At 28.4% G+C, this 23,195-nt stretch carries 27 protein-coding genes and 1 other annotated feature (1 of these 28 running past the window's edge); all 27 genes read right to left on the reverse strand.

Going from position 1 to position 23,195, the window contains the following annotated elements:
- Positions 1-7, reverse strand: a binding site (T-box leader); it reaches 219 nt to the left of the window's first position.
- 103 nt (positions 8-110) lie between these two features.
- The 27 genes from N4A48_RS07065 to murA all read right to left on the reverse strand — a co-directional run bounded on the left by N4A48_RS07065 (position 111) and on the right by murA (position 23,117).
- Positions 111-563, reverse strand: a complete 453-nt coding sequence (locus tag N4A48_RS07065; RefSeq protein ID WP_293665158.1) for a DivIVA domain-containing protein — start codon at positions 561-563, stop codon at positions 111-113.
- 14 nt (positions 564-577) lie between these two features.
- Positions 578-1,366, reverse strand: a complete 789-nt coding sequence (locus N4A48_RS07070; RefSeq protein WP_293665159.1) for a YlmH family RNA-binding protein — start codon at positions 1,364-1,366, stop codon at positions 578-580.
- On the reverse strand, positions 1,367-1,639 hold the full coding sequence (locus N4A48_RS07075) for a YggT family protein (protein ID WP_293665160.1): 273 nt from the start codon (positions 1,637-1,639) through the stop codon (positions 1,367-1,369).
- A gap of 15 nt (positions 1,640-1,654) precedes the next feature.
- Positions 1,655-2,104, reverse strand: coding sequence for a cell division protein SepF (locus N4A48_RS07080; RefSeq protein WP_293665161.1), 450 nt, complete (start codon positions 2,102-2,104; stop codon positions 1,655-1,657).
- A gap of 11 nt (positions 2,105-2,115) precedes the next feature.
- Positions 2,116-2,817 (reverse strand): YggS family pyridoxal phosphate-dependent enzyme, encoded by a 702-nt coding sequence (locus N4A48_RS07085; RefSeq protein WP_293665162.1) that lies wholly within the window; start codon positions 2,815-2,817, stop codon positions 2,116-2,118.
- Positions 2,818-2,826: 9 nt separating this feature from the next.
- Positions 2,827-4,086: an HlyD family efflux transporter periplasmic adaptor subunit gene (locus tag N4A48_RS07090; protein WP_293665163.1), complete on the reverse strand. Its 1,260-nt coding sequence runs from the start codon at positions 4,084-4,086 to the stop codon at positions 2,827-2,829.
- 235 nt (positions 4,087-4,321) lie between these two features.
- The gene (spoIVA, locus tag N4A48_RS07095; protein WP_293665165.1) at positions 4,322-5,797 is read right to left on the reverse strand and encodes a stage IV sporulation protein A; all 1,476 of its coding nucleotides are present in this window, start codon (positions 5,795-5,797) and stop codon (positions 4,322-4,324) included.
- Between the two features lie 90 nt (positions 5,798-5,887).
- Positions 5,888-6,904: an NAD(P)H-dependent glycerol-3-phosphate dehydrogenase gene (locus tag N4A48_RS07100; RefSeq protein ID WP_293665166.1), complete on the reverse strand. Its 1,017-nt coding sequence runs from the start codon at positions 6,902-6,904 to the stop codon at positions 5,888-5,890.
- A gap of 17 nt (positions 6,905-6,921) precedes the next feature.
- Positions 6,922-7,515, reverse strand: coding sequence for a glycerol-3-phosphate 1-O-acyltransferase PlsY (gene plsY / locus N4A48_RS07105; RefSeq protein WP_293665167.1), 594 nt, complete (start codon positions 7,513-7,515; stop codon positions 6,922-6,924).
- A 5-nt stretch (positions 7,516-7,520) separates the two neighbouring features.
- Positions 7,521-8,843: a ribosome biogenesis GTPase Der gene (gene der / locus N4A48_RS07110; RefSeq protein ID WP_293665168.1), complete on the reverse strand. Its 1,323-nt coding sequence runs from the start codon at positions 8,841-8,843 to the stop codon at positions 7,521-7,523.
- Positions 8,844-8,864: 21 nt separating this feature from the next.
- A complete protein-coding gene (locus tag N4A48_RS07115) occupies positions 8,865-10,193 on the reverse strand; it encodes a DUF512 domain-containing protein (RefSeq protein ID WP_293665169.1) in 1,329 nt (442 codons plus the stop codon).
- 95 nt (positions 10,194-10,288) lie between these two features.
- On the reverse strand, positions 10,289-10,480 hold the full coding sequence (locus tag N4A48_RS07120; RefSeq protein WP_293665170.1) for a capping complex subunit for YIEGIA: 192 nt from the start codon (positions 10,478-10,480) through the stop codon (positions 10,289-10,291).
- Positions 10,480-11,391 carry a YIEGIA family protein gene (locus N4A48_RS07125; protein ID WP_293665171.1) on the reverse strand — a complete coding sequence of 304 codons (912 nt, stop codon included), beginning with the start codon at positions 11,389-11,391 and terminating at the stop codon, positions 10,480-10,482. The genes N4A48_RS07120 and N4A48_RS07125 overlap by 1 nt, the downstream gene beginning before the upstream one ends.
- A gap of 91 nt (positions 11,392-11,482) precedes the next feature.
- Positions 11,483-12,763, reverse strand: coding sequence for a HAMP domain-containing sensor histidine kinase (locus N4A48_RS07130; protein ID WP_293665172.1), 1,281 nt, complete (start codon positions 12,761-12,763; stop codon positions 11,483-11,485).
- Positions 12,756-13,451 carry a response regulator gene (locus tag N4A48_RS07135; protein ID WP_293665173.1) on the reverse strand — a complete coding sequence of 232 codons (696 nt, stop codon included), beginning with the start codon at positions 13,449-13,451 and terminating at the stop codon, positions 12,756-12,758. Before N4A48_RS07135 ends, N4A48_RS07130 begins: the two co-directional genes overlap by 8 nt.
- Before the next feature lie 14 nt (positions 13,452-13,465).
- A complete protein-coding gene (gene pgeF / locus N4A48_RS07140) occupies positions 13,466-14,170 on the reverse strand; it encodes a peptidoglycan editing factor PgeF (protein WP_293665175.1) in 705 nt (234 codons plus the stop codon).
- Between the two features lie 4 nt (positions 14,171-14,174).
- Positions 14,175-14,633, reverse strand: coding sequence for a transcriptional regulator NrdR (gene nrdR / locus N4A48_RS07145; RefSeq protein WP_293665176.1), 459 nt, complete (start codon positions 14,631-14,633; stop codon positions 14,175-14,177).
- A 48-nt stretch (positions 14,634-14,681) separates the two neighbouring features.
- Complete coding sequence (locus N4A48_RS07150) at positions 14,682-14,945, reverse strand: YlmC/YmxH family sporulation protein (protein WP_293665177.1); 264 nt, start codon at positions 14,943-14,945, stop codon at positions 14,682-14,684.
- Between the two features lie 219 nt (positions 14,946-15,164).
- Positions 15,165-15,938 carry an RNA polymerase sporulation sigma factor SigG gene (sigG, locus tag N4A48_RS07155; protein ID WP_293665211.1) on the reverse strand — a complete coding sequence of 258 codons (774 nt, stop codon included), beginning with the start codon at positions 15,936-15,938 and terminating at the stop codon, positions 15,165-15,167.
- Between the two features lie 91 nt (positions 15,939-16,029).
- Positions 16,030-16,761, reverse strand: coding sequence for an RNA polymerase sporulation sigma factor SigE (gene sigE, locus N4A48_RS07160; protein ID WP_293665178.1), 732 nt, complete (start codon positions 16,759-16,761; stop codon positions 16,030-16,032).
- Positions 16,762-16,783: 22 nt separating this feature from the next.
- Positions 16,784-17,638 (reverse strand): sigma-E processing peptidase SpoIIGA, encoded by an 855-nt coding sequence (locus N4A48_RS07165; protein WP_293665179.1) that lies wholly within the window; start codon positions 17,636-17,638, stop codon positions 16,784-16,786.
- Positions 17,639-18,057: 419 nt separating this feature from the next.
- Positions 18,058-19,143 (reverse strand): cell division protein FtsZ, encoded by a 1,086-nt coding sequence (gene ftsZ, locus N4A48_RS07170; RefSeq protein WP_293665180.1) that lies wholly within the window; start codon positions 19,141-19,143, stop codon positions 18,058-18,060.
- A 106-nt stretch (positions 19,144-19,249) separates the two neighbouring features.
- The gene (locus N4A48_RS07175) at positions 19,250-19,603 is read right to left on the reverse strand and encodes a small basic family protein (RefSeq protein ID WP_293665181.1); all 354 of its coding nucleotides are present in this window, start codon (positions 19,601-19,603) and stop codon (positions 19,250-19,252) included.
- A gap of 1 nt (position 19,604) precedes the next feature.
- Positions 19,605-20,324, reverse strand: a complete 720-nt coding sequence (locus N4A48_RS07180) for a DUF881 domain-containing protein (protein WP_293665182.1) — start codon at positions 20,322-20,324, stop codon at positions 19,605-19,607.
- 1 nt (position 20,325) lies between these two features.
- Entirely contained in the window at positions 20,326-21,045 is a 720-nt protein-coding gene (locus tag N4A48_RS07185; protein ID WP_293665183.1) for a DUF881 domain-containing protein, read from the reverse strand.
- Positions 21,046-21,058: 13 nt separating this feature from the next.
- Complete coding sequence (locus N4A48_RS07190) at positions 21,059-21,781, reverse strand: cell division protein FtsQ/DivIB (RefSeq protein ID WP_293665184.1); 723 nt, start codon at positions 21,779-21,781, stop codon at positions 21,059-21,061.
- Between the two features lie 76 nt (positions 21,782-21,857).
- A complete protein-coding gene (gene murA, locus N4A48_RS07195; RefSeq protein ID WP_443081747.1) occupies positions 21,858-23,117 on the reverse strand; it encodes a UDP-N-acetylglucosamine 1-carboxyvinyltransferase in 1,260 nt (419 codons plus the stop codon).
- Positions 23,118-23,195: the final 78 nt, after the last annotated feature.

Genomic DNA, 23,195 nt, shown 5'->3' on the forward strand with positions numbered 1-23,195 from the left:
TTTTTTTATTATTGAGTTTTAATTAAGATTTAATAGCATTTTATAATATTTTTAAAAATAGGTCAATATGTTTTTGAAAATTTATAGAAAATTTTGTATTTTGTATATTATTAATCTATATCGTCAAAAGTTTCATCTATTATCTTTATTTCATTTTGTAAAAGCCCCTTAAACTTACCTTTGAATAATTTAAATGACTTCCTAGTCTCTTCATAGTCTTTTCTTATTTCTATAACTTGATTGTTAGCTTCTTCTATTATTTTTCTAGCCTTAAACTCCGCTTCCTCTATTATAAGTTTTGCTTTTTTAGATGCATTACTATTTACTTCCTCAGCTGTATTTTGAGCTACTATAAGAGTATTTTTCAAGGTTTCTTCTATGTTTTTGTACTTGTTTACTTGCTCTGTCATCATGCTTAATTTATCTTTTAATTCTATATTCTCTTTATAAAGTTTTTCAAAATCTTCTTTAACTTCATCTAGGAATTCATCTACCTCTTCTTCTTTGAATCCTCTTAATGCTCTTTTAAATTCTTTATTCTCGATGTCTAATGGAGTTATCATTACTTTAAAACCTCCTATAATATTATTTTTGCTTTTATTCTTAATCTTCCTTTTTTATTAACATCTCCTATATTAGATATTATACATCTTCCTTTTCCTCTTACAGATATTAATGAATTTGTATCTACCTTCTTTGAAACATTGTTTATAGGCTCATAATCTATATAAACCCTATTTGATGAAATAATTTTATTTGCCTCTTGTCTAGATATATTGTATATTGAAGATACAATACTATCAATCCTACTAGAAGAAACAGTAAAACTTATCTCTTTATACTTAATATCTACCTTCTTAATATCCGATAGTGATATTTCTTTAACCGATATATTATTACGAGCTACCTTATTCATATTAAGGATTATGTAATCTTCTATATCATTTTTAACTACAACTTGACAAAAATTTGTATGTATTAATATATCTCCTATTTTTTCTCTTTTTATACCAAGTCCGAGTATAGATCCTAAATAATCTTTATGAGATACCTCTTTGAACTTGAAGTTTCCCTCAATCGTCAAAGCACCTATAGGACATTCTAATTCTTCTTCAAATAAATAGTATGGATATATGTATATTACCTTTCTTTCAGATTCATCATATCCTCCACACACACTGTATTTTATATCATCTATAGAATTTAGTGCTGCTATAGAGTTTTTCAGCTCATATGGGTTTAAAAAATCTGTACATCTATAGTCGTGATTTTTCAAAACACCTAAAGCCTTGTCTATAACCTTATATACAGTTTTTTTAAGATCTAAATCCTTTATATGGGAAGTTATTCTTTCTTTATCAATCATTTATAGCACCAAACGTATCATCCACATAATAAGTCCATGTATCCACCCTATTAAAAAATATGCTATTATAGGAGATAAATCAAATGGACCTGTATTTGTATATCTGTATAAAAGCTCTCTTATAGGATAAAGTATCGGTTCCGTTACCCTATATACAAAATCTGTGAATTTAGAGTATTGTAAACTTGGCACAAAAGAAACCACACACCTTATTATAATCATAATTTCTAAAAATCTAACAAAATACCCTAATGCTCTAATTATAATATACATAAATAATTTCTCCTTTTAAACATTTTTTTGCCACGGAAATAATCCCTTATTTTCAAGTTCTTTTTTTATATTTCCATCAATGTCTATATTGCTAGGCGCTAATATAAAAATTCCTTTAGATACCTTTTGGATACTTCCATCAAGTGCATATACTGCACCACTTAGAAAATGAAATATATTCTTTATAAGCTCTAAGTCTTCTATATTTTCTAAGTTAACAACTACAGCCTTTCTATTTTTCAAGTTATCTACAATAGATGCCGCTTCATCATAATCTTGTGGTTCATGTATCATAACCTTCATTTGAGTAGTTGTATGTATATTTACTATCTTATTATTAGGTTTTGAAGCTGGCTTTTGATTTAAATTAAGAATATCTTCTTCGTATTCTTCTTCTTCGTATTCTTCATACTCTTCTTCAAAACCCATAAATTTCTTTACTTTATCTACAAATTTATCAGACATGTTTGCCCCTCCTATTTCATGTAATTTCTTTTTCCAAATATAGAAGTTCCAACTCTTACCATATTTGCTCCTTCTTCTATAGCTATTTTATAGTCGTTACTCATCCCCATAGATAAATACTTCATATCTACATTTCCTAGATTAAGTTCCTCTATTTCTTTCGACATTTTTTTTATATCCTTAAAATATATTCTAACATCTTCTGGGCTATCAACATATGGTGCCATAGTCATAATTCCATTGATTTTTATATTTTTATACTTACTAGATACAGTTTTTATAAAATCTATAACATCTTCCTTAAAAAGTCCATGCTTAGTTTCTTCTTTTGATATATTAACTTGAACCAAACAGTCCATAACCTTATTTATACTTTTGGCTCTTTTATTTATTTCTTCACACAAGGATATTCTATCTAAAGAATGAATCATGTCTGCTTTATCTATAATATACTTTACCTTATTAGTTTGTAGCGACCCTATAAGGTGCCATTTTACTCTATCCCCTATGACATCATATTTTCTTACAAGCTCTTGTGGCTTATTTTCTCCAACATGAGTTATTCCTAACCCTATCGCTTCTTCTATAATAGGTATATCTACCGTTTTCGTAACACCTATTAATATAATATCCTTTGGATTTACATTTGCTTTACTAGCAGAATTATTTATCCCCCCTAATACTTCATCTAAATTTTGTTTTATGTAATCCACTTTTTACACCTACCTTATCTTTTGACCTTCTTTTATATTTTTAGGATTTATAATAAGTTCATCATATAAATCAACAGTCTCTATTCTATTTTTCTTAATATCTGAGTAATCAAGTACTATATATTCATCATTTTCACCTAAAATACTCTTGAGTTCTTTAAAAATAGAACTTCCTGTTTCTGATAATATGTATACCCCTCTTTTTTCCTTTACTGTAATAACAGCTTCTTTAGGAATTTTTATACCACTTATCTGTCTATATATGATATTAAAATCACAAACTCTCACATCATAAAAATCTACCTTTTCTTCATATACTTCAAGAATTGATATATTATTATTTTCATCTTTATATAGATTCTTAACTTTAGCATTAAATACTTGTCCATCTTTTCTAACTTTTAAATTTGTACCTATTTTCAAATGACTACTTTCTTTTTCATCAAGAACTACAGCTATATACCATATATGGTTATTTATTATCTTTCCTATAGGATCTCCTACACCTACTTTGTCATTCTTCTTTATCCTGTTTTCTTTATTTTTAACTGCCAAAAGATACTTTGAATTCAAATGCTCTATACTAGATAATTTAAGAATATCTTCATATTCATCTTGATTAAAGGATATAACACCTGATTCTTGTGCAAAAACACTTTGAACTGAAGAATTTAATTTATTTTCTATTTTAAATTTTTCTTTTTCTAAAGTCTTTATATTTTTGCCAATAATACTTTTTTCTCCCCATATTAAACTTTTCTTATCTATAGCTTCTAGTAATTCCTCTTTCAAGTTTTGTATATTCTCTATATCCGAATTCATAAGATTAGTTTTAATTTCTTCTCTCAATCTTTTCGTTGTCACATCTATTTTGTATATATCACTTTTAAGTATCTCTTCATTTCTATTAGATTTTATACTCTCTATTCTTCTATTTATAGTGTCAAGTTTCTCTTTTTCTTGAAGATTAACTTCCCCACTTTGTATTTCAGCTATTTTTTTATTTTTAGGAACTCTTTTACCCTCCTGAACTAAGTAATCTATATTTCCCTTAGATTGTGACAGTATTATTTGTTCATCTTTTATTATAACCCCTTGCTTGTTTATAGATTCTACTAAATCACCATACTCTACAGTTTCAACCTGTACTGTATAGCTGGTCATATTATTTAAAAGTTTAACAAATATATAACCAATAACACCAAGTATTATTAAGTAATTGTATTTAATTTTCAATTTCTTACGCTTTATCTTTTTTCTCTTATTCACAGAGTCCACCTCTATATAAATTAATAATTCTTCAAAAATATTATTTATCCTTTTTATATTCGACATATCCAATTATTATATATTTTGTTATTTAATACTATATAATAATTCACTTCGTATGTTTACAAAAAAAATAGGGTCAAAAACACACCCCTCCTTAATTATTAGATTATATCAACAACTACCTAAAAGTCAAGAAAAAAAGAGGCTTTATAAAGCCTCTTTTGTTTAATCATTATAATATTATAGTTATTAAATTAGCACTACCTTCATTTATTATTTTTTGAAGTGTTTTTTGCATTTTCACTCTTACATCTTCTGGCATCATAAACAGCTTGTTCTGAAGTTGCTCTTTAACTAAATCATGCAATGATTTTCCAAACATATTTGATTGCCATATTTGCTCTGGATTTTCTTCAAATCCTTCTAGAAGGTATTTAACCAGTTCTTCACCCTGTTTTTCAGTTCCAACAACAGGAGATACCTCTGTAGTTATATCTGCTCTAATCAAGTGAATAGATGGTGCTTTAGCTCTTAACTTAACTCCATATTGATTCCCTTTTTTAACTTTTTCAGGAGTATCAAGAGTTAACTCTTCTAATGATGGAGGTACTAATCCATATCCTTTATCTCTAACATCATTTAATGCAATCTCTACCTTATCATATTCTGATTTAACCTTAGATAATTTAGATATAAGGCTCAGTAGTTGATGTTCCCCATCAATTCTAAATCCACTCTTTTCCTCTAATACATTATAGAATAAATCTTGTTTTGTATCTAACTTAATATTTACTATTCCTTCTCCAAGTCCAACGTCATCTAATTCACATTTATCTAAAAATTCAATACCTTCAAATCTATTAACAATATTTTTAACATCTCTTATTTTTCCTACATCATCAAGACTTTCTTTAATACTCTTTATAATATCATTTTTTATCCAATGATTTTTTTCAAGTCCTTCTACCCATTTTGGTAAATTTATATTTATTTCTCTAAGTGGAAAATCAAATAATATAGTTTCCATAACATTTTCAACATCCTCTAAATCCATATTAAGTATGTCAAGAGGTAATACAGGCATATCATATTTGTCTTCCAACTCATTTTTTAATTCTAGTGTTTTTTCATCCTTAGGTGTTCTTGTATTTAAAATAATACTGAATGGCTTATTTAATTCTTTTAATTCATTTATAACTCTTTCTTCTGATGTTACATAACTGTTTCTATCTATTCCTGTGACACTTCCATCTGTAAGCATTACAACTCCAATTGTAGAATGCTCTTTTATTACTTTCTTAGTTCCTATTTCAGCTGCCATTTCAAAAGGTATCTGTTTTTCCATCCAAGGAGTAGATACCATTCTTTCTTTTCCTTCTTCTTCATGTCCCAATGCTCCATCAACTAAGTATCCTACACAATCAACCATTCTAATTTTCATTCTAAGCTTATCTTTAACCTTTATTTCTATTCCATCTGCTGGTACAAATTTAGGCTCAACAGTCATTATAGTTTTTCCTGTTCCACTTTGAGGTAATTCATCCTTAGTTCGCTCTTTTTTATAGTCATTATCAATATTAGGTATTACTAAAAGCTCCATAAATCTTTTTATAAATGTAGATTTACCAGTTCTAACAGGACCTACTACACCTATGTATATATCTCCTTGAGTTCTTCTAGATATATCTTCATATATATTACTCTTCATAATTATCCCCCCCGCATAAAATTTCTTAATAAATATATATTTCAAAAATGCAAGTTTTATTACAAAAAAAGAAAACTAAACTTTTAAAGTTTAGTTTTCATCCATAGCCACTTCTTCCATTTCATGAGTTTTACTTCTTAACATAAGATTTATAACAGATTCTTTTACTTCATTATCTTCATATAAAACTTTATATATCTCATTAGTTATTGGCATATCTATATTATATTTTTTAGATAGATTATAAGCTGACTCAGTTGCTCGTATTCCCTCAACTACCATTTTAATTTCATCAAGAGTTTCTTCTAATGTTTTACCTTGACCTATAAGTATACCAGCTCTTCTATTTCTACTGTGCATACTAGTACAAGTAACTATCAAATCTCCTATACCCGAAAGTCCTGAGAAAGTACTCGATCTTGCACCCATAGCCATACCCAGTCTTCCTATTTCTCTAATACCTCTTGTCATTAAAGCCGCCTTTGTGTTATCTCCATATCCAAGTCCATCACAAATTCCTGCTCCAAAGGCTATTATATTTTTAAGAGTTCCTCCAAGTTCAACTCCTATAACATCAGGATTTGTATATACTCTAAATTTAGGATTTATAAATGTATCTTGAACATATTCAGCAATCCTCATATCTTCTGATGCCACAGTTACAGTAGTAGGCATATCTTTAGATACCTCTTCTGCATGAGATGGACCTGATAAAATAGCATAAGGATTATTTGGAAGTTCTTCCTTAACCACTTCAGACATTCTAAGGTTAGTACCTTTTTCAAATCCTTTTGCAACATTTACTATAATTTGATCATCTTCAACATAATCTTTTATAGATTTTAATACTCCTCTTACCCCTTGAGATGCTACTCCTAAAACTATTATTTTAGCTTTATCAACAGCATCTTTAAGATTAGTAGTCATCTTTATATTATTTGGCATCACTATACCTGGAAGATACTTGATATTTTCTCTAGTCTTTATCATGCTCTCATATTGCTCTTTGTTTCTCATATAAAGATTTACTTCATATCCCTTTTTAGATAATAAAATAGCAAGAGCACTTCCCCAACTACCTGCTCCTAATACACAAATTTTTTCCATAAAAACACCTTCTAACTCTATTTTATTTGAACCTTTTGACCTATCTTTCTCTCTTTACCCTTAATAAGTCTTTTTATGTTTTCTCTATGAGTAAATAAAATTAAAATCATCAAAATAATAGAAACTATGAATTCGTTTTTATCTATGAAAAACATTAAAAACGGAAGTGTGCATATCCCAAGCATAGAGCCTAAAGATACATATCTAGTAATATAAATAATCGTTATTCCAACTAATACACATATTATAGCTTGTAAAGGATTAAGAAACATAATAGCTCCAATGGTAGTTGCTACTCCTTTACCTCCTCTAAATTTCAGTACAACAGGCCAATCATGACCTAAGACAACAAATATAGCACATATTAAGGCTGTATCTTTACCACCCATCTTAAAACCTATATATGAAGCTAAAAACCCCTTTAAAGCATCTCCTAAAAATGTAATTAACGCAGCTTTTTTACCCAAAGTTCTAAGTACATTAGTAGTACCTGCATTTCCAGATCCATGATTTCTAATGTCTATTTTTGCAATAGTCTTTCCTAAAATATAAGATGTTGAAATATTCCCTAAGAAATAAGAAATTAAAGCAGCTATAAAATAAGTATTCATATTATCTATCTCTTCCTTTCTTTTTCTTTATAATTAAACCTAACAGGAGTTCCTTCAAATCCAAAATTCTCTCTTATTTTATTTTCTAAATATCTTTGATAAGAGAAATGTGTAAGCTCTTTATCATTTATAAATAAAGTAAATTTAGGTGGCTTAATACCTGTTTGAGTTGCATAATAAATTCTAAGTCTTTTACCTTTATCAGAAGGTGGCTGATTTAAAAGCACAGCTTCTCCTATTACATCATTTAAGGTTCCAGTCTGAATTCTTTTTGAAGCCTCATTTGAAATATATTTAACTTTAGGAAGTACAGTATTCATTCTTTGATTTGTCTTTGCTGATACAAATATTATCGGAGCATACAACATAAATGGAAACTTAGCTCTTATATCATGTATGTAATTATTCATAGTTTTATTATCTTTTTCTATTAAATCCCACTTATTAATTACTAGTATGCAAGCCTTACCTTCATCATGTGCAATACCTGCAACCTTAGTATCTTGCTCTGTAACGCCCTGAGTAGCATCTATCACTATAAGAGAAACATCTGCTCTTTCAACTGCTGTAATAGATCTTATAACACTATATTTTTCTATATTCTCATTCACTTTACTTCTTTTTCTAAGACCCGCAGTATCTATTAATAAATACTTATCATCTCCATCTTCAAAGTAAGTATCTATAGCATCTCTTGTAGTACCAGCTATTGGACTTACTATCACTCTTTCCTCTCCTAGTATATTATTAAGTATAGAAGACTTACCTGCATTTGGTTTTCCAACTATAGCTACTTTAATTACATCTGGATCATACTCAGTATCTAGTCCTTCTGGAAAATTATCAACAACCTCATCTAATAAATCTCCTATTCCAAGACCTATTGAAGCAGATATTTCTATTGGGTCTCCAAATCCTAATTCATAAAAATCGTAAAAATGTTCTGATTTATCCTTGTTATCTACTTTATTTACGACTAATAGTACAGGCTTTTTTGTCTTTCTAAGCATTTGGGCTACTTCTCTATCATCATTTGTAAGTCCAACTTTTCCATCTACTACAAATAAAATTACATGAGCCATATCCATAGCAAGCTCAGCCTGAGTTCTCATTTGAGATACTATTATATCTTCAGTATCAGGCTCAATTCCACCTGTATCTATCAAAGTATAATATTTATTTAGCCATTCTCCCTCTGCATAAATCCTATCTCTAGTTACTCCTGGTGTATCTTCTACTATTGCAATTCTCTTACCTACTAATTTATTGAATAATGTTGATTTACCAACATTAGGTCTTCCAACCACTGCAACTATTGGTTTACTCATTTTTTATTACTCCCTTTCTATTTACTTTATTAGTTTTTTTACAAAGTCTGCACCTTCATTTTTAGCTGCATCTATTTTTATATTTAATTTCTTTTCAAGCTCATCAAGTGTTATATTATCTAAAAATACATCTTCATCCGATTTTAACATTGCCTTAGGTATTATAAGCTTGTCTCCAAGATTTTTATCCTTTAACTGATTTATTATATCAGTTGCCGTTATAAGACCTGATACAGTTATTGTATGGCCAAAATAATCATTATTTATATTATATACATTTATTTTAAGATTTTGTACATTACTCATAACTTTTGATGAAACCTTTTTTATAAATGCATAAGCAGATTTTCCAGTTGCAATAGACACTGTTCTTTGCTTTTTTAATCTAACAAAAGTTTTTTGAAGATAATCGTCTATTTCCCTTTCAAGCTTGCAAATAAGACCTACTCCATTTTCTATTTGAACAAAGCCTTCATACGCTTCATAAGAAGGTATTTTTTTTTGAGCCATAACATAAAATTCATCTGATAAAAAAACAAATCTAGTCCTTATATTATCAAGTGATTTTTGTTGAAATTTATGTATGAAATCTATAACCTCTAATGAAGAATCTCTATTGTATATTTTTGCCTCAAATAATCCTTCTCTATACTTAGTAAGTCCAATAGGAACCACAGCAACACTTCTTACATGAGGATGTAGCTTAGATAAATCATTAAGAGTTCTATGTAGATTTTCCCCATCATTTACATCAGGACATAAAACTATCTGAGCATTCATTTCTATTCCTGCATCTGCTAACCTCTTCATTATACCATATAACTTACCTGCATTTTTATTATTTAGCATCTTTACTCTAAGATCTGGATTAGTTGTATGTACAGATATATTAACAGGACTTATTCTATATTGTATCATTTTTTGTATATCATCTTCACTCATATTTGTAAGAGTTATAAAGTTCCCTTGTAAAAATGAAAGCCTTGAATCATCATCTTTAAAGTAAAGAGTTTCTCTCATCCCTTTTGGAAGCTGATCTATAAAACAAAATATACATTTATTTCTGCAACTTTTAGCTCTATCTATTATAGGATTTATAAATTCAATCCCTAAATCCTCATCATATTCCTTTTCTATTTCATATATATATACTTGTCCATCCTTCTTTTGTATCTTAACTTCAAGATATTCATCAGCTATAAAAAACTTATATTCTATAATGTCTTCTATTTTTTTATCATTTATACTTAAAAGTATATCTCCAACCTCAATATCTAATTCCTCTGCTATACTTCCTTTATTAACAACACTTATAATATTTTGAATTTCTTCAATGTTTTTTAGTTCCAAATAACATCACCACTCTTTTAAATAATATATCACGTTATATTATCACGTATTCAATTAAATAGTCAAGATAACAAAGGCACCTTTAATTAGGCACCTTAATGCTTAACTATTATAAATGTATCATTGAATACATCATGAACCATCCCCATGACACACTTAGATATAGTAAGTGATCTTTTCTCTAAATCCTCTCTATTCTCTGCATAAAATACAGGCACTGTGCTTGACTTCACATCTTTATTCATTGTAACAATAGCTATTATATAATCATTTAATCCTATATCCATTATTTTCTCCTACCTTTCAAAAAATTAGTTTTTCCTTTTGCAGATTCTATAATAGGAGTATTTTTAATTATTTCTATTAATAGACTTTCATCTTTTTTTATAGGTATTATAGGCATTACTATACTTTCTTTTTCTGGATTTCTTCTAAGTATTGGAGTAAAATCTGGTTCATCCTCATCTTTTTTAATTCCAAGTTGAACTGATGAATTATGTGCTATAACTTGTCTTTGTCCTAAATTAGATAAGATACCTATATTATTTGGATCTTTAGGTATAATCTCAACAGCCAATCCATCCTGTAAATATCTTTCTCTAGATGATGATAGACCAACATTCATAATAACTACTCCATTTACCTTAAGAAAAGGTCCATCAAATTCTATTTTAGCTGGTACAACCTCAGCTACTTCTCCAACTTTATCTCTAGTCAAGATAGTCTTTAATAATCTGGCTACAACAAAACCTACAATCACAGAGGATAAAATTGATACTGTGTTATTCATGTTAAAAACCTTCGATATTAAATAAAATACTATTCCTGTAGATAATGCTGTAAGTATTGCCATATAATTTCTAGCTTCAAATGCCTTAGCTATATCCTCTATATAGGCCATTCCTCTTGGAACAATTTCAGTATCCTCTATATTATCTAAACTTTGTCTTTCCATATTTCTAACATCTCTAAACTGCTGAGCTGCTAGAGTTAAGAATGTAACTGCTGAGAACTCTTTTTCAGCAAGCGATGGAACTGCTACTGCTCCAAGGGAGGCTGCTATTATACCAAGTGTAATATGAGATATAAATCCCTGTGGATATGTAGGATACTGTCTATAATCTAATTTCATCATATAAAGCCTTGCAAATATACCCATAAAAAATGAACAGGATATTAAGTATATATAATTACCCAAGTAATCATCTCCTTTTTTTGGATTCATTTAATTTCATATACTTATTTTTACAAAAAAAGAATAAATATTCCCTTGTAATTTAAGGAAATATTTATTCTTTAATAGTTACTATGAATTCAGTACCTCTATTTAATGCACTTTTAACCTTTATATCTGCACCTATAGATATTATTATATGTTTTACAATAGCAAGACCAAGACCAGTTCCTCCTATTTTAGTACTTCTAGCTTTATCCACCCTATAAAATCTTTCAAATATTCTAGGTATATCACTTTGAGGTATTCCCATACCCGTATCCTTTACAGATATCCTAATTGTATTATTTTTGTGAATTACAAAAACTGATATTTCTCCATTTTCAGGAGTATACTTTATTGCATTATCAATTAAGTTTAAGAATATTTGCTTTATATAATCTTTATTTACTTTTAAGTTTATATCCTCACTTGAAAATTCATACTTATACTCTATATTTTTATTTTTGGCTAAATTATAAGTAAGATCATATACTTCTTTGAATACAGAATATAAATTTACACTATCATATTTTTCTTTTTCATTTTCATTATTTTCTATAAAAGATAGAACTAATATATCGTCAATAAGCCTTCTAAGTCTATCAGACTCCATATCTATTATATCTAAAAATCTATTTCTCGTTTTAATATCTATAGAATCATTATTCTTTAAAGTTTCTACAAATCCACTTATGGATGTAAGTGGTGTTTTAATTTCATGAGTTACATTTGCAACAAAATCAGATCTTATTTTTTCAAGCTTAACATTTTCAGTTATATCCTCTATATTAATAATAGATCCTATGACTACATTTTTTGCACTTTTTAAATAAACAGGGTCAACCTTTATTTTGTAATATCTATCATTTTTATCTTTTATTTGAATTCTTTTATGTTCTCTATTAGGTATTAGAGAAGCTATAGCTTTCATCATAGCTTCGTTATTTATAACTGAGTCTATTTTTTGTCCGTCAAATTCACACTCTTTATTGTCAAATAACTTTTTAGCCACATCATTTATAAGTAGTATTTTTTGTTCATTGTCAATAGCTATAATTCCATTTGATATGCTCTTTAATATAGATTTTAACTTAATATTTCTATCTTCTAGTTGTTCTATATTCGTATTTATTTTGCTTATCATAAAATTAAAATTACTTGAGAGCCTACCAAGATCTCCACTATACTGATTTTTAAGCTTAACTGAAAAATCTCCCTCACTCACTCTATTGGATACATGTATAAGTTCTTTTAAGTACTTTCTAAGTACATTCAAATATCTATATATAAGGCTTGATACTATAACAAGTAAAAGAATAATTATATATATATCATTATTTTCTATATTAATCACCTTCTTTTAAATTTATCCTATACCCCACTCCTCTTATAGTTTCTATATACTTTTGATCATCTTCTATTTTTTTTCTTAAATGCCTTATATGAACATCTACTGTTCTAGTTTCTCCAAAATATTCATATCCCCATATTTTGTCCAACAAAAAATTTCTAGATAATACTTTACCTTTATTTTGAACTAGAAGCTTTAACAGTTCAAATTCTTTTAACGTCAAATCTATCTTTTTAGAATCTTTAAATACCTCATAATTTTGTAAATCTATCTTTATATCACCCAGTTCTATAAAAGTTTTCTTTTCAGGTTTATTGAAATTATATCTTCTAAGAACAGCTTTGACCCTAGCTAATACTTCTTTTACACTAAAAGGCTTACTTATATAATCATCTGCTCCAACTTCAAGACCCTCTATCTTGTCTTTTTCCATAGTCTTTGCTGTAAGCATTATTACAGGTATATTCTTTGTGCTATCGTCTTCTCTTATTTTTTTTAAAACCTCAAGTCCATCCATATTCGGAAGCATTCTATCAAGTAATATTAAATCAGGCTTTAACTCCCTTACTTTTATAAAAGCGTCCAGCCCATCATATGAAGTTTCTATATTATACCCTTGTGTCTGAAGATTAAATTTTAAAAGTTCAACTATATGCTCCTCATCATCAACAACTAGTATATCTGCATTCATTTTATTTCCTCCTTTTAGAGTATCTGCATTACCATAGCCATTCTCTTTGAAGTTGTATTTTCCCTTCGATAAGAATGGAATCTATTTTCATCGCAATAAGTGCACAAATTTGGATTAAATATGTTTTCTTTTTTTATTCCATTATTTATAAGTACGAATTCATTGATTTTAAAAAGATTTAGATAATACTTTTCATCTTTAATTGTATATAAATTTTCATTTAAATTTGTAAACTTAGTGTTAAATTTTTCTATTAAATCATAAGAAACCTCATAACAACAACTTCCTATAGCTGGCCCTATTATACACTTTATATTTTCAACCTTTGAGTTATATATAGTTTTCATCTTATTTATAATAATTGAAGATATCTCTTTGTAAGTTCCTCTCCATCCAGCATGTACACATCCTATGACTTTGTTTTTTACATCTATAAATGCTATAGATACGCAATCTGCTACAAATACCATTATTGGAACATCAGCTATATTGGTTATTATCCCATCTGCTTCTTGTATATTTCCTATATTATTCTTATCAATTACCACTACATTATTTCCATGAACTTGCTTATTATATGTTAATTTATCAAAGTTAAAATTTAAATCCTCACACAGTTTCTTTCTGTCATCAAAAAGAGACATATCAAGTTCCTTAGTAGTAAAAACCACTTTGGCAAAATCAAACTTATTAACATCATCAAAATTTATATACATCATCTTTTCACCTCTTCTCACTGAGTATTTTTTCTAACTCCTGAACAAATGTGTTTATATCTTTAAATTGTCTATAGACAGATGCAAATCTAACATAAGATACCTCATCTATACTCTTTAACTTTTCCATAACCAGTTCACCTATTTTCTTAGTTTCTATTTCCTTGAACATGTTTTTATTTATATTATGTTCTATTTGATCTACTATACTTTCAATTTGTTTAATTGAAACTGGTCTCTTTTCACATGCTTTTATTATCCCATTTATTATTTTACTTCTATCAAAACTTTCTCTATTTCCATCTTTTTTTATAACCATGAGTCTTACATATTCTATTTTTTCATAAGTTGTAAATCTTTTTTTACAACTTTCACATTCTCTTCTTCTTCTTATAGAAGTTCCCTCATCTGTCGGTCTAGAATCTATTACTCTAGACTGCAAAAAGCTACAGTATGGACATTTCATAACATACCTCCAATAATTACTAATAACCTAATTATATACATTAATACTTTATATGTCTATGTCATTAAAATCAACTTGTTGGTCTATTTTTACTAATATCATATCATGTCCTATTTTAATTATATTGTTCCAAGATACAGCACACGCTTCTCCTCGTGATAATAAATATCCTTTTGAACCCTCGTTAACAATTATTAAAGATTTTATTCTTCCATCTCCCATATCTAATTCTATATCGTTTATAAATCCTAATTTTTTACCGTTATTTATATTAACAACCTCTTTTTCCATCATATCTGAAATTTTAAACATATGTATCCCTCCCCTTTATTTATTCGAAAGCTAAGAGTTCTAAGACTCCATCCTCTTCAGGTTGGATATGAGAACTCTACAGCTTCTGGATAAGTTCAACTAACCTTCAGATGGAGTTACAAACTCCACCTGAAGATAAGTTTCACTTGATATATAATAATTATGAATTGAAAAGTTATTTTATACTAATTTGTATACAAAAAAAATGACCACTTAGGGTCAAATATGTTTTCTCATGTTCTTTAAAGCATTCTTTTCTATTCTTGAAACCTGTGCTTGAGATATACCTATTTCATCAGCAACTTCTATTTGAGTCTTACCTTTATAAAATCTCAAATCAAGAACTAATTTTTCTCTGCTATTAAGCTTTTTTACAGCTTCCTTTAAGGCTATTTCCTCTATCCAAACCTCATCTCTTCCTTTCTTATCTTGAACTTGGTCCATAACATATATAGCATCTCCATTGTCTTGATATATAGGGTCAAACAAAGATATAGGATCTTGTATTGCATCTAAAGCCAAAACTACATCTTCTCTGTTCATGTCTAACTCTTTTGCTATTTGAGAGACGTTAGGCTCTTTTAAATTTTCTATTGTTAATCTTTCTCTTACTTGCAAAGCTTTATAAGCTATATCCTTTAAAGACCTACTAACCCTTATAGGGTTATTATCTCTTAAATACCTTCTTATTTCTCCAATTATCATAGGTACTGCATAAGTTGAAAATCGTACATTTTGACTTAAATCAAAATTATCTATAGATTTAATAAGACCTATGCATCCTATTTGAAATAAATCATCTATATTCTCTCCTCTATTGTTAAATTTTTGTATAACACTTAAAACAAGTCTTAAATTCCCATTTACAAATTGCTGTCTACACTCTTCATCTCCATTTTTTATTTTAACCAAGAGCTCTCGCATTTCTTTGTTTTTTAATACTGGTAATTCAGATGTATTGACTCCACAGATTTCCACTTTATTTATTTGCATCATACCAGCCCTCTCTTCAAGTTATTTCTAATTAAATTATTTACAGAAATATAAATTTTATACTTAAAGAGAATACTTAAAATTTTACAATCTAAACAAATTTTTTCATTTCTTTTTTAAGCCTAAATACAATTTTTTTTTCAAGTCTAGATATGTAGGATTGAGATATTCCAAGCATATTAGCTACTTCCTTTTGAGTTTTTTCATCTCCACTTTTAAGTCCAAATCGAAGTTCCATTATCTGTTTTTCTCTTATAGAAAGTTTATCCAGTGCTATTTGAAGTAGTTCTCTATCTATTTCTTCCTCTATTAATTTATATATTTCATCGTTCTCAGTTCCCATAACATCAGAAAGCAATAATTCATTTCCATCTAAATCTATATTTAAAGGTTCGTCAAATGATATTTCTACTTTTTTCTTACTATTTTTTCTAAGATACATAAGTATTTCATTTTCTATACATCTTGATGCATATGTAGCAAGCTTAATTTTTTTATCTAATTTAAACGTATTAACAGCCTTTATAAGACCTATTGTACCTATTGATATTAGATCTTCTATATCAAGCCCTGTATTTTCAAATTTTCTAGATATGTATACTACAAGTCTTAAATTTCTCTCTATCAATATACTTTTAACACTTTCATCACTTTCAAGTTTCTTTAAAACTTCAGCTTCTTCTTCAGCATTTAAAGGTGGAGGAAGTATATCATTACCACCTAAATAGTATATTTCATTTTTTCTAACCAAATTAAATTTAATTAATAATTTATTGATTAAATATACAATTTTATTCTTTACCTTACAAAACAATTTAACCATGAACTTCCACTCCTCCTTAATATTATATAAAATTCGGATTTATTATTGCATCATATTCATTCATATCATCTGAACCTAAATTTGATAATCCCAGTATTATATTCCCCTTTTTATGTCCCTGTATTTCTATGTAATCTGCCTTTATTCCTATTAATAACCCATCTTCATTTCCAACTACCTTATAAGGTATTACTCTAAATCTACTAGATATAGCATCACTTAATTTGCTCATTAAATAATCTACTTTTTTAAAATCCATAATAGAATAATCGATATATATCAATTCCTTAGGTAAAACATCTTCTAACTTTCTGACATCTACTATCATTACAGGATTTTGACTTACAGGATCCTTTAATAAATTACCTGTATCCATTAAAGTATTAAATACAACTTGCTTGTCTTGAATCTTGACAGTTATATCATTTTTTAAATCCTTAAATATATTGAGGTTTTTTATTATTTTGTAAAATCTGTTAAAAAGGCTACTACTTGCCATGAAATAAGTTGCATAAATTAAAACCAATGATACTGGCATATAATTTATTCCAGAACAATAAACTATATAGAATATACTACCTGCTAAAAATATATTCACAATATAAAATACCATCAATAATTTAAGATATTCCTTGACACCTTTATACTCAAAACTTATAAAAACTATAAATAAGGCAAAAATAATTTTCATTAAAATATTGTATAAAAACTTCAAACTTGGAATAAAATAAATCATACAATATAAAGCCCCTATAAACCCACCTATGAAAGCTCTATATCTAGAAAAATTATTATTTACTATCCTCGAGGTTGTTTTTAATACCATGTAATTTGCTAATAGATTATGTAAAAAGTAATATTCCGCATAAACTATCATTTAAACCACCTTTTTCTTTTGACATATAATGGTTATAACTCATAAATAAATTATACTAAATTTTAAGTTATTTTTATGTCACAATAGGTAGTCGAATTCCAATTTATTTTCCTCATTTTTTAACAATATTTTCTTATGTCAATTTTTTCAATCTTATAGGAAACTCTTACAGCGAATATTCATTTTTAAATTATACTTATTAAAATGTTAGTTAATGCTTTTAGATATTTTGACTAATATAACTTAGTTTTTATCGTTTAATAATTCGTGAAGAAATTTACGTGTCTGACCATAGGGAGTTCGTAAATTTTAGGATTATTAATAAGATAAAAGCTTAGTTGTATTCAAAATTTCGTGGCATTTACGGTATTTTAATAAGTATAATTTCGGTCTTGAGCATAAAAAAAAAGAAGATAATATTATCTTCTTCTTAAAAATGTAGGTATATCCAAATCCGGATCTACACTAGTATTTACTTTCTCTTCTTTAACAGTCTCTTTAACTTCTTCTTTTTTCTCTTTTTTATCTATAATATTCAAAGTAGTATCCTGTCCTTCTTCAAATCCTGTTGCTATAACTGTTATTCTAAGCTCATCACCTAAGTTTTCATTTATAACTGCCCCAAATATAATGTTAGCTTCTTCATCACATGCTTCTTGAACCAAGCTTGCAGCTTCATTAATTTCGAATAGTCCTAAATCGTCTCCTCCAGTTATATTTAAAAGAACACCTTTTGCTCCTCTTATAGAAGTTTCAAGGAGTGGACTTTGAATAGCTTGTTTTGCTGCTTCAATAGCTCTATTTTCTCCTTTAGCATTACCTATACCCATATGAGCCAATCCTTGCTCTCTCATTATAGTTTGAACATCAGCAAAGTCTAGGTTTACAAGTCCTGGTACAGCTATTAAGTCAGATATACCTTGTACCCCTTGTTGTAATACATCATCAGCCTTTTTAAAAGCATCAAGCATAGATGTTTTCTTTTCCACTATTTGTAATAATCTATCATTAGGTATAGTTATTAATGTGTCTACATTAGATTTAAACTCTTTTATACCTTGTTCAGCATGAATCATTCTTCTTTTACCTTCAAAAGTAAAAGGCTTTGTAACAACACCTACTGTAAGTATGCCTAATTCTTTAGCAACTTTAGCTACAACAGGAGCTGCTCCTGTTCCTGTTCCACCACCCATTCCGGCAGTTACAAATACCATATCCGCACCTTGAAGAGCTTGTGTAATGTCTTCTTTACTTTCTTCTGCTGCTTTTTGTCCTATTTCAGGATTCGCTCCCGCTCCTAGTCCTCTTGTTAATTTTTCTCCTATTTGTATCTTTTGTTCAGCCTTTGAAGTAAAAAGTGCTTGCTTGTCTGTATTTATAGCTACAAACTCTACTCCTTGTAAATTAGCCTCTATCATTCTATTAACAGCATTATTTCCTCCGCCGCCTACTCCTATTACTTTGATCTGTGCAAACTGATCCATACCAACATCAAACTGTAGCATGTAAGAACCTCCTTACTTAATAATTCTTTTTTATTTTTATACTATATTTATTAAATCATATCCTTTTAAAATTTTTATTAATATTTAAGGTATTCAACATAAAGTACTAATTTCCTCTTTTTTTATTAATCAATTTGTTAAAAGCATGTCTTCTGATAATAGCAAAATTTTGAAATAGTCTTCCTCCAAAAACAAATATGCTCGCATAATACAGTGGAAAACCTAATCTATCTCCTATATAAGCTAATATACCCGCTAAAATTGCATTTCCAAAAAAACCAGTTACAAATATAATTCCATCGTATTTACCTTCTAGTGTTGCTCTTATCGCACCAAATACTGAGTCCATTGCAGCTAATAAACCTACAGATATGTAAAGAGAATAGCTATCCGGATAAGTCACAGGTATATAATATCCAATAATTATTCCTAGTGCAAGTCCTATCAAAGATAAAATCAAATTAATCACCTTCTTTTATATATTCAAATTTAAATTTACCACTATATTTAGGTATTATTATTTCATCTTTCTCCTCTGCCTCAAAACCTATATCATAAAGATATTTTTTTAGATTTATTTGAGAGTTAGGAGCCTCCATAGCAGATTTTAAAAATTTTTTATCACCTATTGCCTTTATTAAAAATGGCTGTCCATAAGTGTTCCCATTAACTGTTATAGTAGGACCTGCACACTTTATTTCAGAAAATGTAGTAAGTCTTTCTCCATTTATTGATATAGCCTCTGCTCCTGCTATTTTAAGATTATTTATGACTCTTATTATATTTTCATCATGAATAACAAAATCATTCTCATCTTCCCATTCTTCTATATCTCTTTTACTATCACTAATTCTTACTATTACACCTTCTCCAAGTACATCTTCAAATCCCGTTATAACTTTAGCATCATATGATTCCTTTTCTATTATATTCTTTATAGAACCTGTATCTTCAATTTCAAGTTCATACTTTGCTATATTAGATTTTTTATCAAGTATTAATTTATTTAAGTTTTCAACTTCAACTCTTTCTATTTCTATCTGATTTTCAATCTCTTTTATTGTTTTGAGTGTAACAAAAGTTTGGCTTCCATTGATACTCTTAATATTTATAGCTATTATTATTCCTATTATGAAATTTGCGATTATCATAGATTTTTGTTTTATCTTTACACTACCCATATCAATTCACCTTCACATTAGATTCTAAAGGCTTAGCATATTTAAACTCTATAGTTTTATTGTATCTAGGTATTTCTATACTATCTTGCTTTTTTACATCAACATCTAAGTTCCATTCATTTCTAAGCTGATAAATTATCCCAAACCTTATGTTCAAAGCAGATTCTAATATATCAGAATTTCCTATACACTTAATTTCAAATGGAGTCATTATAGGATTTCCATTTAGTATAACCTTCTCTCCAGATAAATACATTTCTGTACTTGATACATATCTTTCTCCATTTATAGATATCGCCTCTGCTCCTGCTGCATTTAGCTTATTTATTATAGTAAGTATCTGATCATAATTGTAAAGTAAAACTTTTTCACCAGTTGTTTCTTGTGGTTCTTTCATAGTTATTACAACACCAGGACCACTTACGTCATAATATCCAGCCAATGTCTCATATTTCTTAGTATCTTCTTTTAAATTTTTTACAAGAACATTTTTTTCTGCTTCAGAGTCCTTATATTCTTGTATCCTCTCATCTAATTCTTGTACATCTTTTTCCAATGCTTTTTTTCTATCTGTCAAACTCTTTAGTTCAATTGATAACTGATTTGCTTTTTGTGAAGATACTAACCCTCCTGTAGTTTTGTCTACAGTCTTAAATTCAATTATAATTAGCATTCCTAAAAAAAAACTCAATATCAGCAATGACAAACTATTTTTTTTCAAAATAACCCACCACCTATTCAGGTCTATATACGGGATACGAGTTATATCTCATATCTACTATCCCAACTTTTATATTCTTAGTATATAAGTCTATTAAGACTTTGTTTAATTGTGTCATCTTATAGTCTAAGTTTTCTCCTTTGCCAAGAAGAACTCTTATTCCGTTTATTGTGTATATATCTATATTCTTATTGTCATCTATATTTATTTGAGATATATTACTTAAAATTTTAGCATTATTGCACGCATTTAGCAAATCTAATATTTTCTTTAATACGTCATCATCTTTTATTTCTACATTTTTACCTATTTTTAGTTTTTGAAGATTTATTCCTCCAATTAAAGGTACATCTACATTTTTTAAATCATCCTCAACTTTTAAGACTATCCCTTCTTCATTTATAAGAGCATACGAACCCATATAAGGTATAGCACACATAGCTATCCTTTCTTTTAAATCTATAATTATATTATCAGGCAGCCTTACTTTTACATTAGCATCTTCTATGTATGGATTCTCAAGTAAGTTTTTTCTTATTTCCTTCGAACTGTATTTATATATATTCTTTCCAGGTTCTATTTTGCCACTAATCAATACATCTTGTCTACTAAGCTTAACCTGTCCAACAACATTTAATTTTTTGAAAATAAAATAATCAGTTTTTATTAATATGTATCCAAATACACATATGATTAGAATCATTATAAACGTAATTATTTTATATTTTTTTTTCATAAGACTTGTCCCCCCCATAAAAAAATTCGTATAGAGAATCTTATTAGTACATTAGTATAGAAAAAAGGGCTTAAGTCTAAGCCCTAATAATATTAGCTCCTAGACTAGTTAACACCTTTTCCATAGACTCATAACCTCTATCTATATGATGTATACTGTCTATTTCAGTGTATTCATCCGCAGCAAGACCTGCTAAGACAAGAGCTGCACCTCCTCTTAAATCAGAAGACTTAACTTTTGCTCCCATTAGTTTATCAACACCTCTTATTACAGCTAATTTTCCATTAACATTTATATTAGCTCCCATTCTGATAAGTTCTTCACAATGCTTGAATCTATTTTCAAATATGTTCTCGTTTATTATACATGCACCACTGGCTAGCGTCATTAAGGCCATCATTTGAGCCTGCATATCAGTTGGAAATCCTGGATGAGGTAACGTTTTTATAACATCTATAGAGTGTATGATTTTAGGTGCAATAAGCTGAACTTTATTGTTTATATACTCAATTTCGCACCCAGTTTCTCTAAGTTTTGAAACAATACTGTTAATATGACTTGGGATTATATCATCTATCATTATTTTCCCTTTTGTTATTGCTGCTGCTACTAAATACGTTCCTATTGCGATTCTATCAGGTATTATTCTATACTCAACATCATGTAATTTATCAACACCATGTATCTCTATACAGCTATTTCCTGCCCCTTTTATATTAGCTCCCATAGAGTTTAAAAAATTGGCAAGGTCTATTATTTCAGGCTCTTTTGCTGAATTATATATTCTTGTTATACCTTTTGTTTTCACAGCTGCCAACATAACATTTTCAGTAGCTCCAACACTAGGAAAATCTAGAGTTATTTCACATGCCTTATTCTTTTCTCTTTTACACTTTATATATCCATGTGTTTCCTCAATGTTAACTCCCATTTGAGATAACGATTTTAAATGTAAATCTATCGGTCTTGGGCCTATTTCGCATCCACCTGGATAACTTATTTTAGTATACCCAAACCTACTAACCATAGCTCCTAAAAATATTATAGATGATCTCATCTTTCTAACGAAGCTTTCAGGAATCTCAGATGAGTTAACATTTTTAGTATCAATAATTAATGTATCACCCTCATTTTTTACACAGCAACCTATATGTTTTAATATATCAATCATTACTTTAACATCTGATATATTAGGGACATTGTGTATTACACTCTCCCCTTCATTTAATATGGTTGCTGCTATTATAGGTAATACTGAATTTTTTGCACCTTTTACTCTAATTTCACCTTCTAATTTATTTCCACCTTGGACTATATATTTTGCCAAAAGGGCCACCCCCTACTAAAAGTTAAATTGATATATTTTAAATTTGTCTTTATAATATATAATTTTATGTATTAGCAGGGTTTTGTG

The organism is Tepidibacter sp. (assembly GCF_025210165.1).
Classification (GTDB): domain Bacteria; phylum Bacillota; class Clostridia; order Peptostreptococcales; family Peptostreptococcaceae; genus Tepidibacter_A.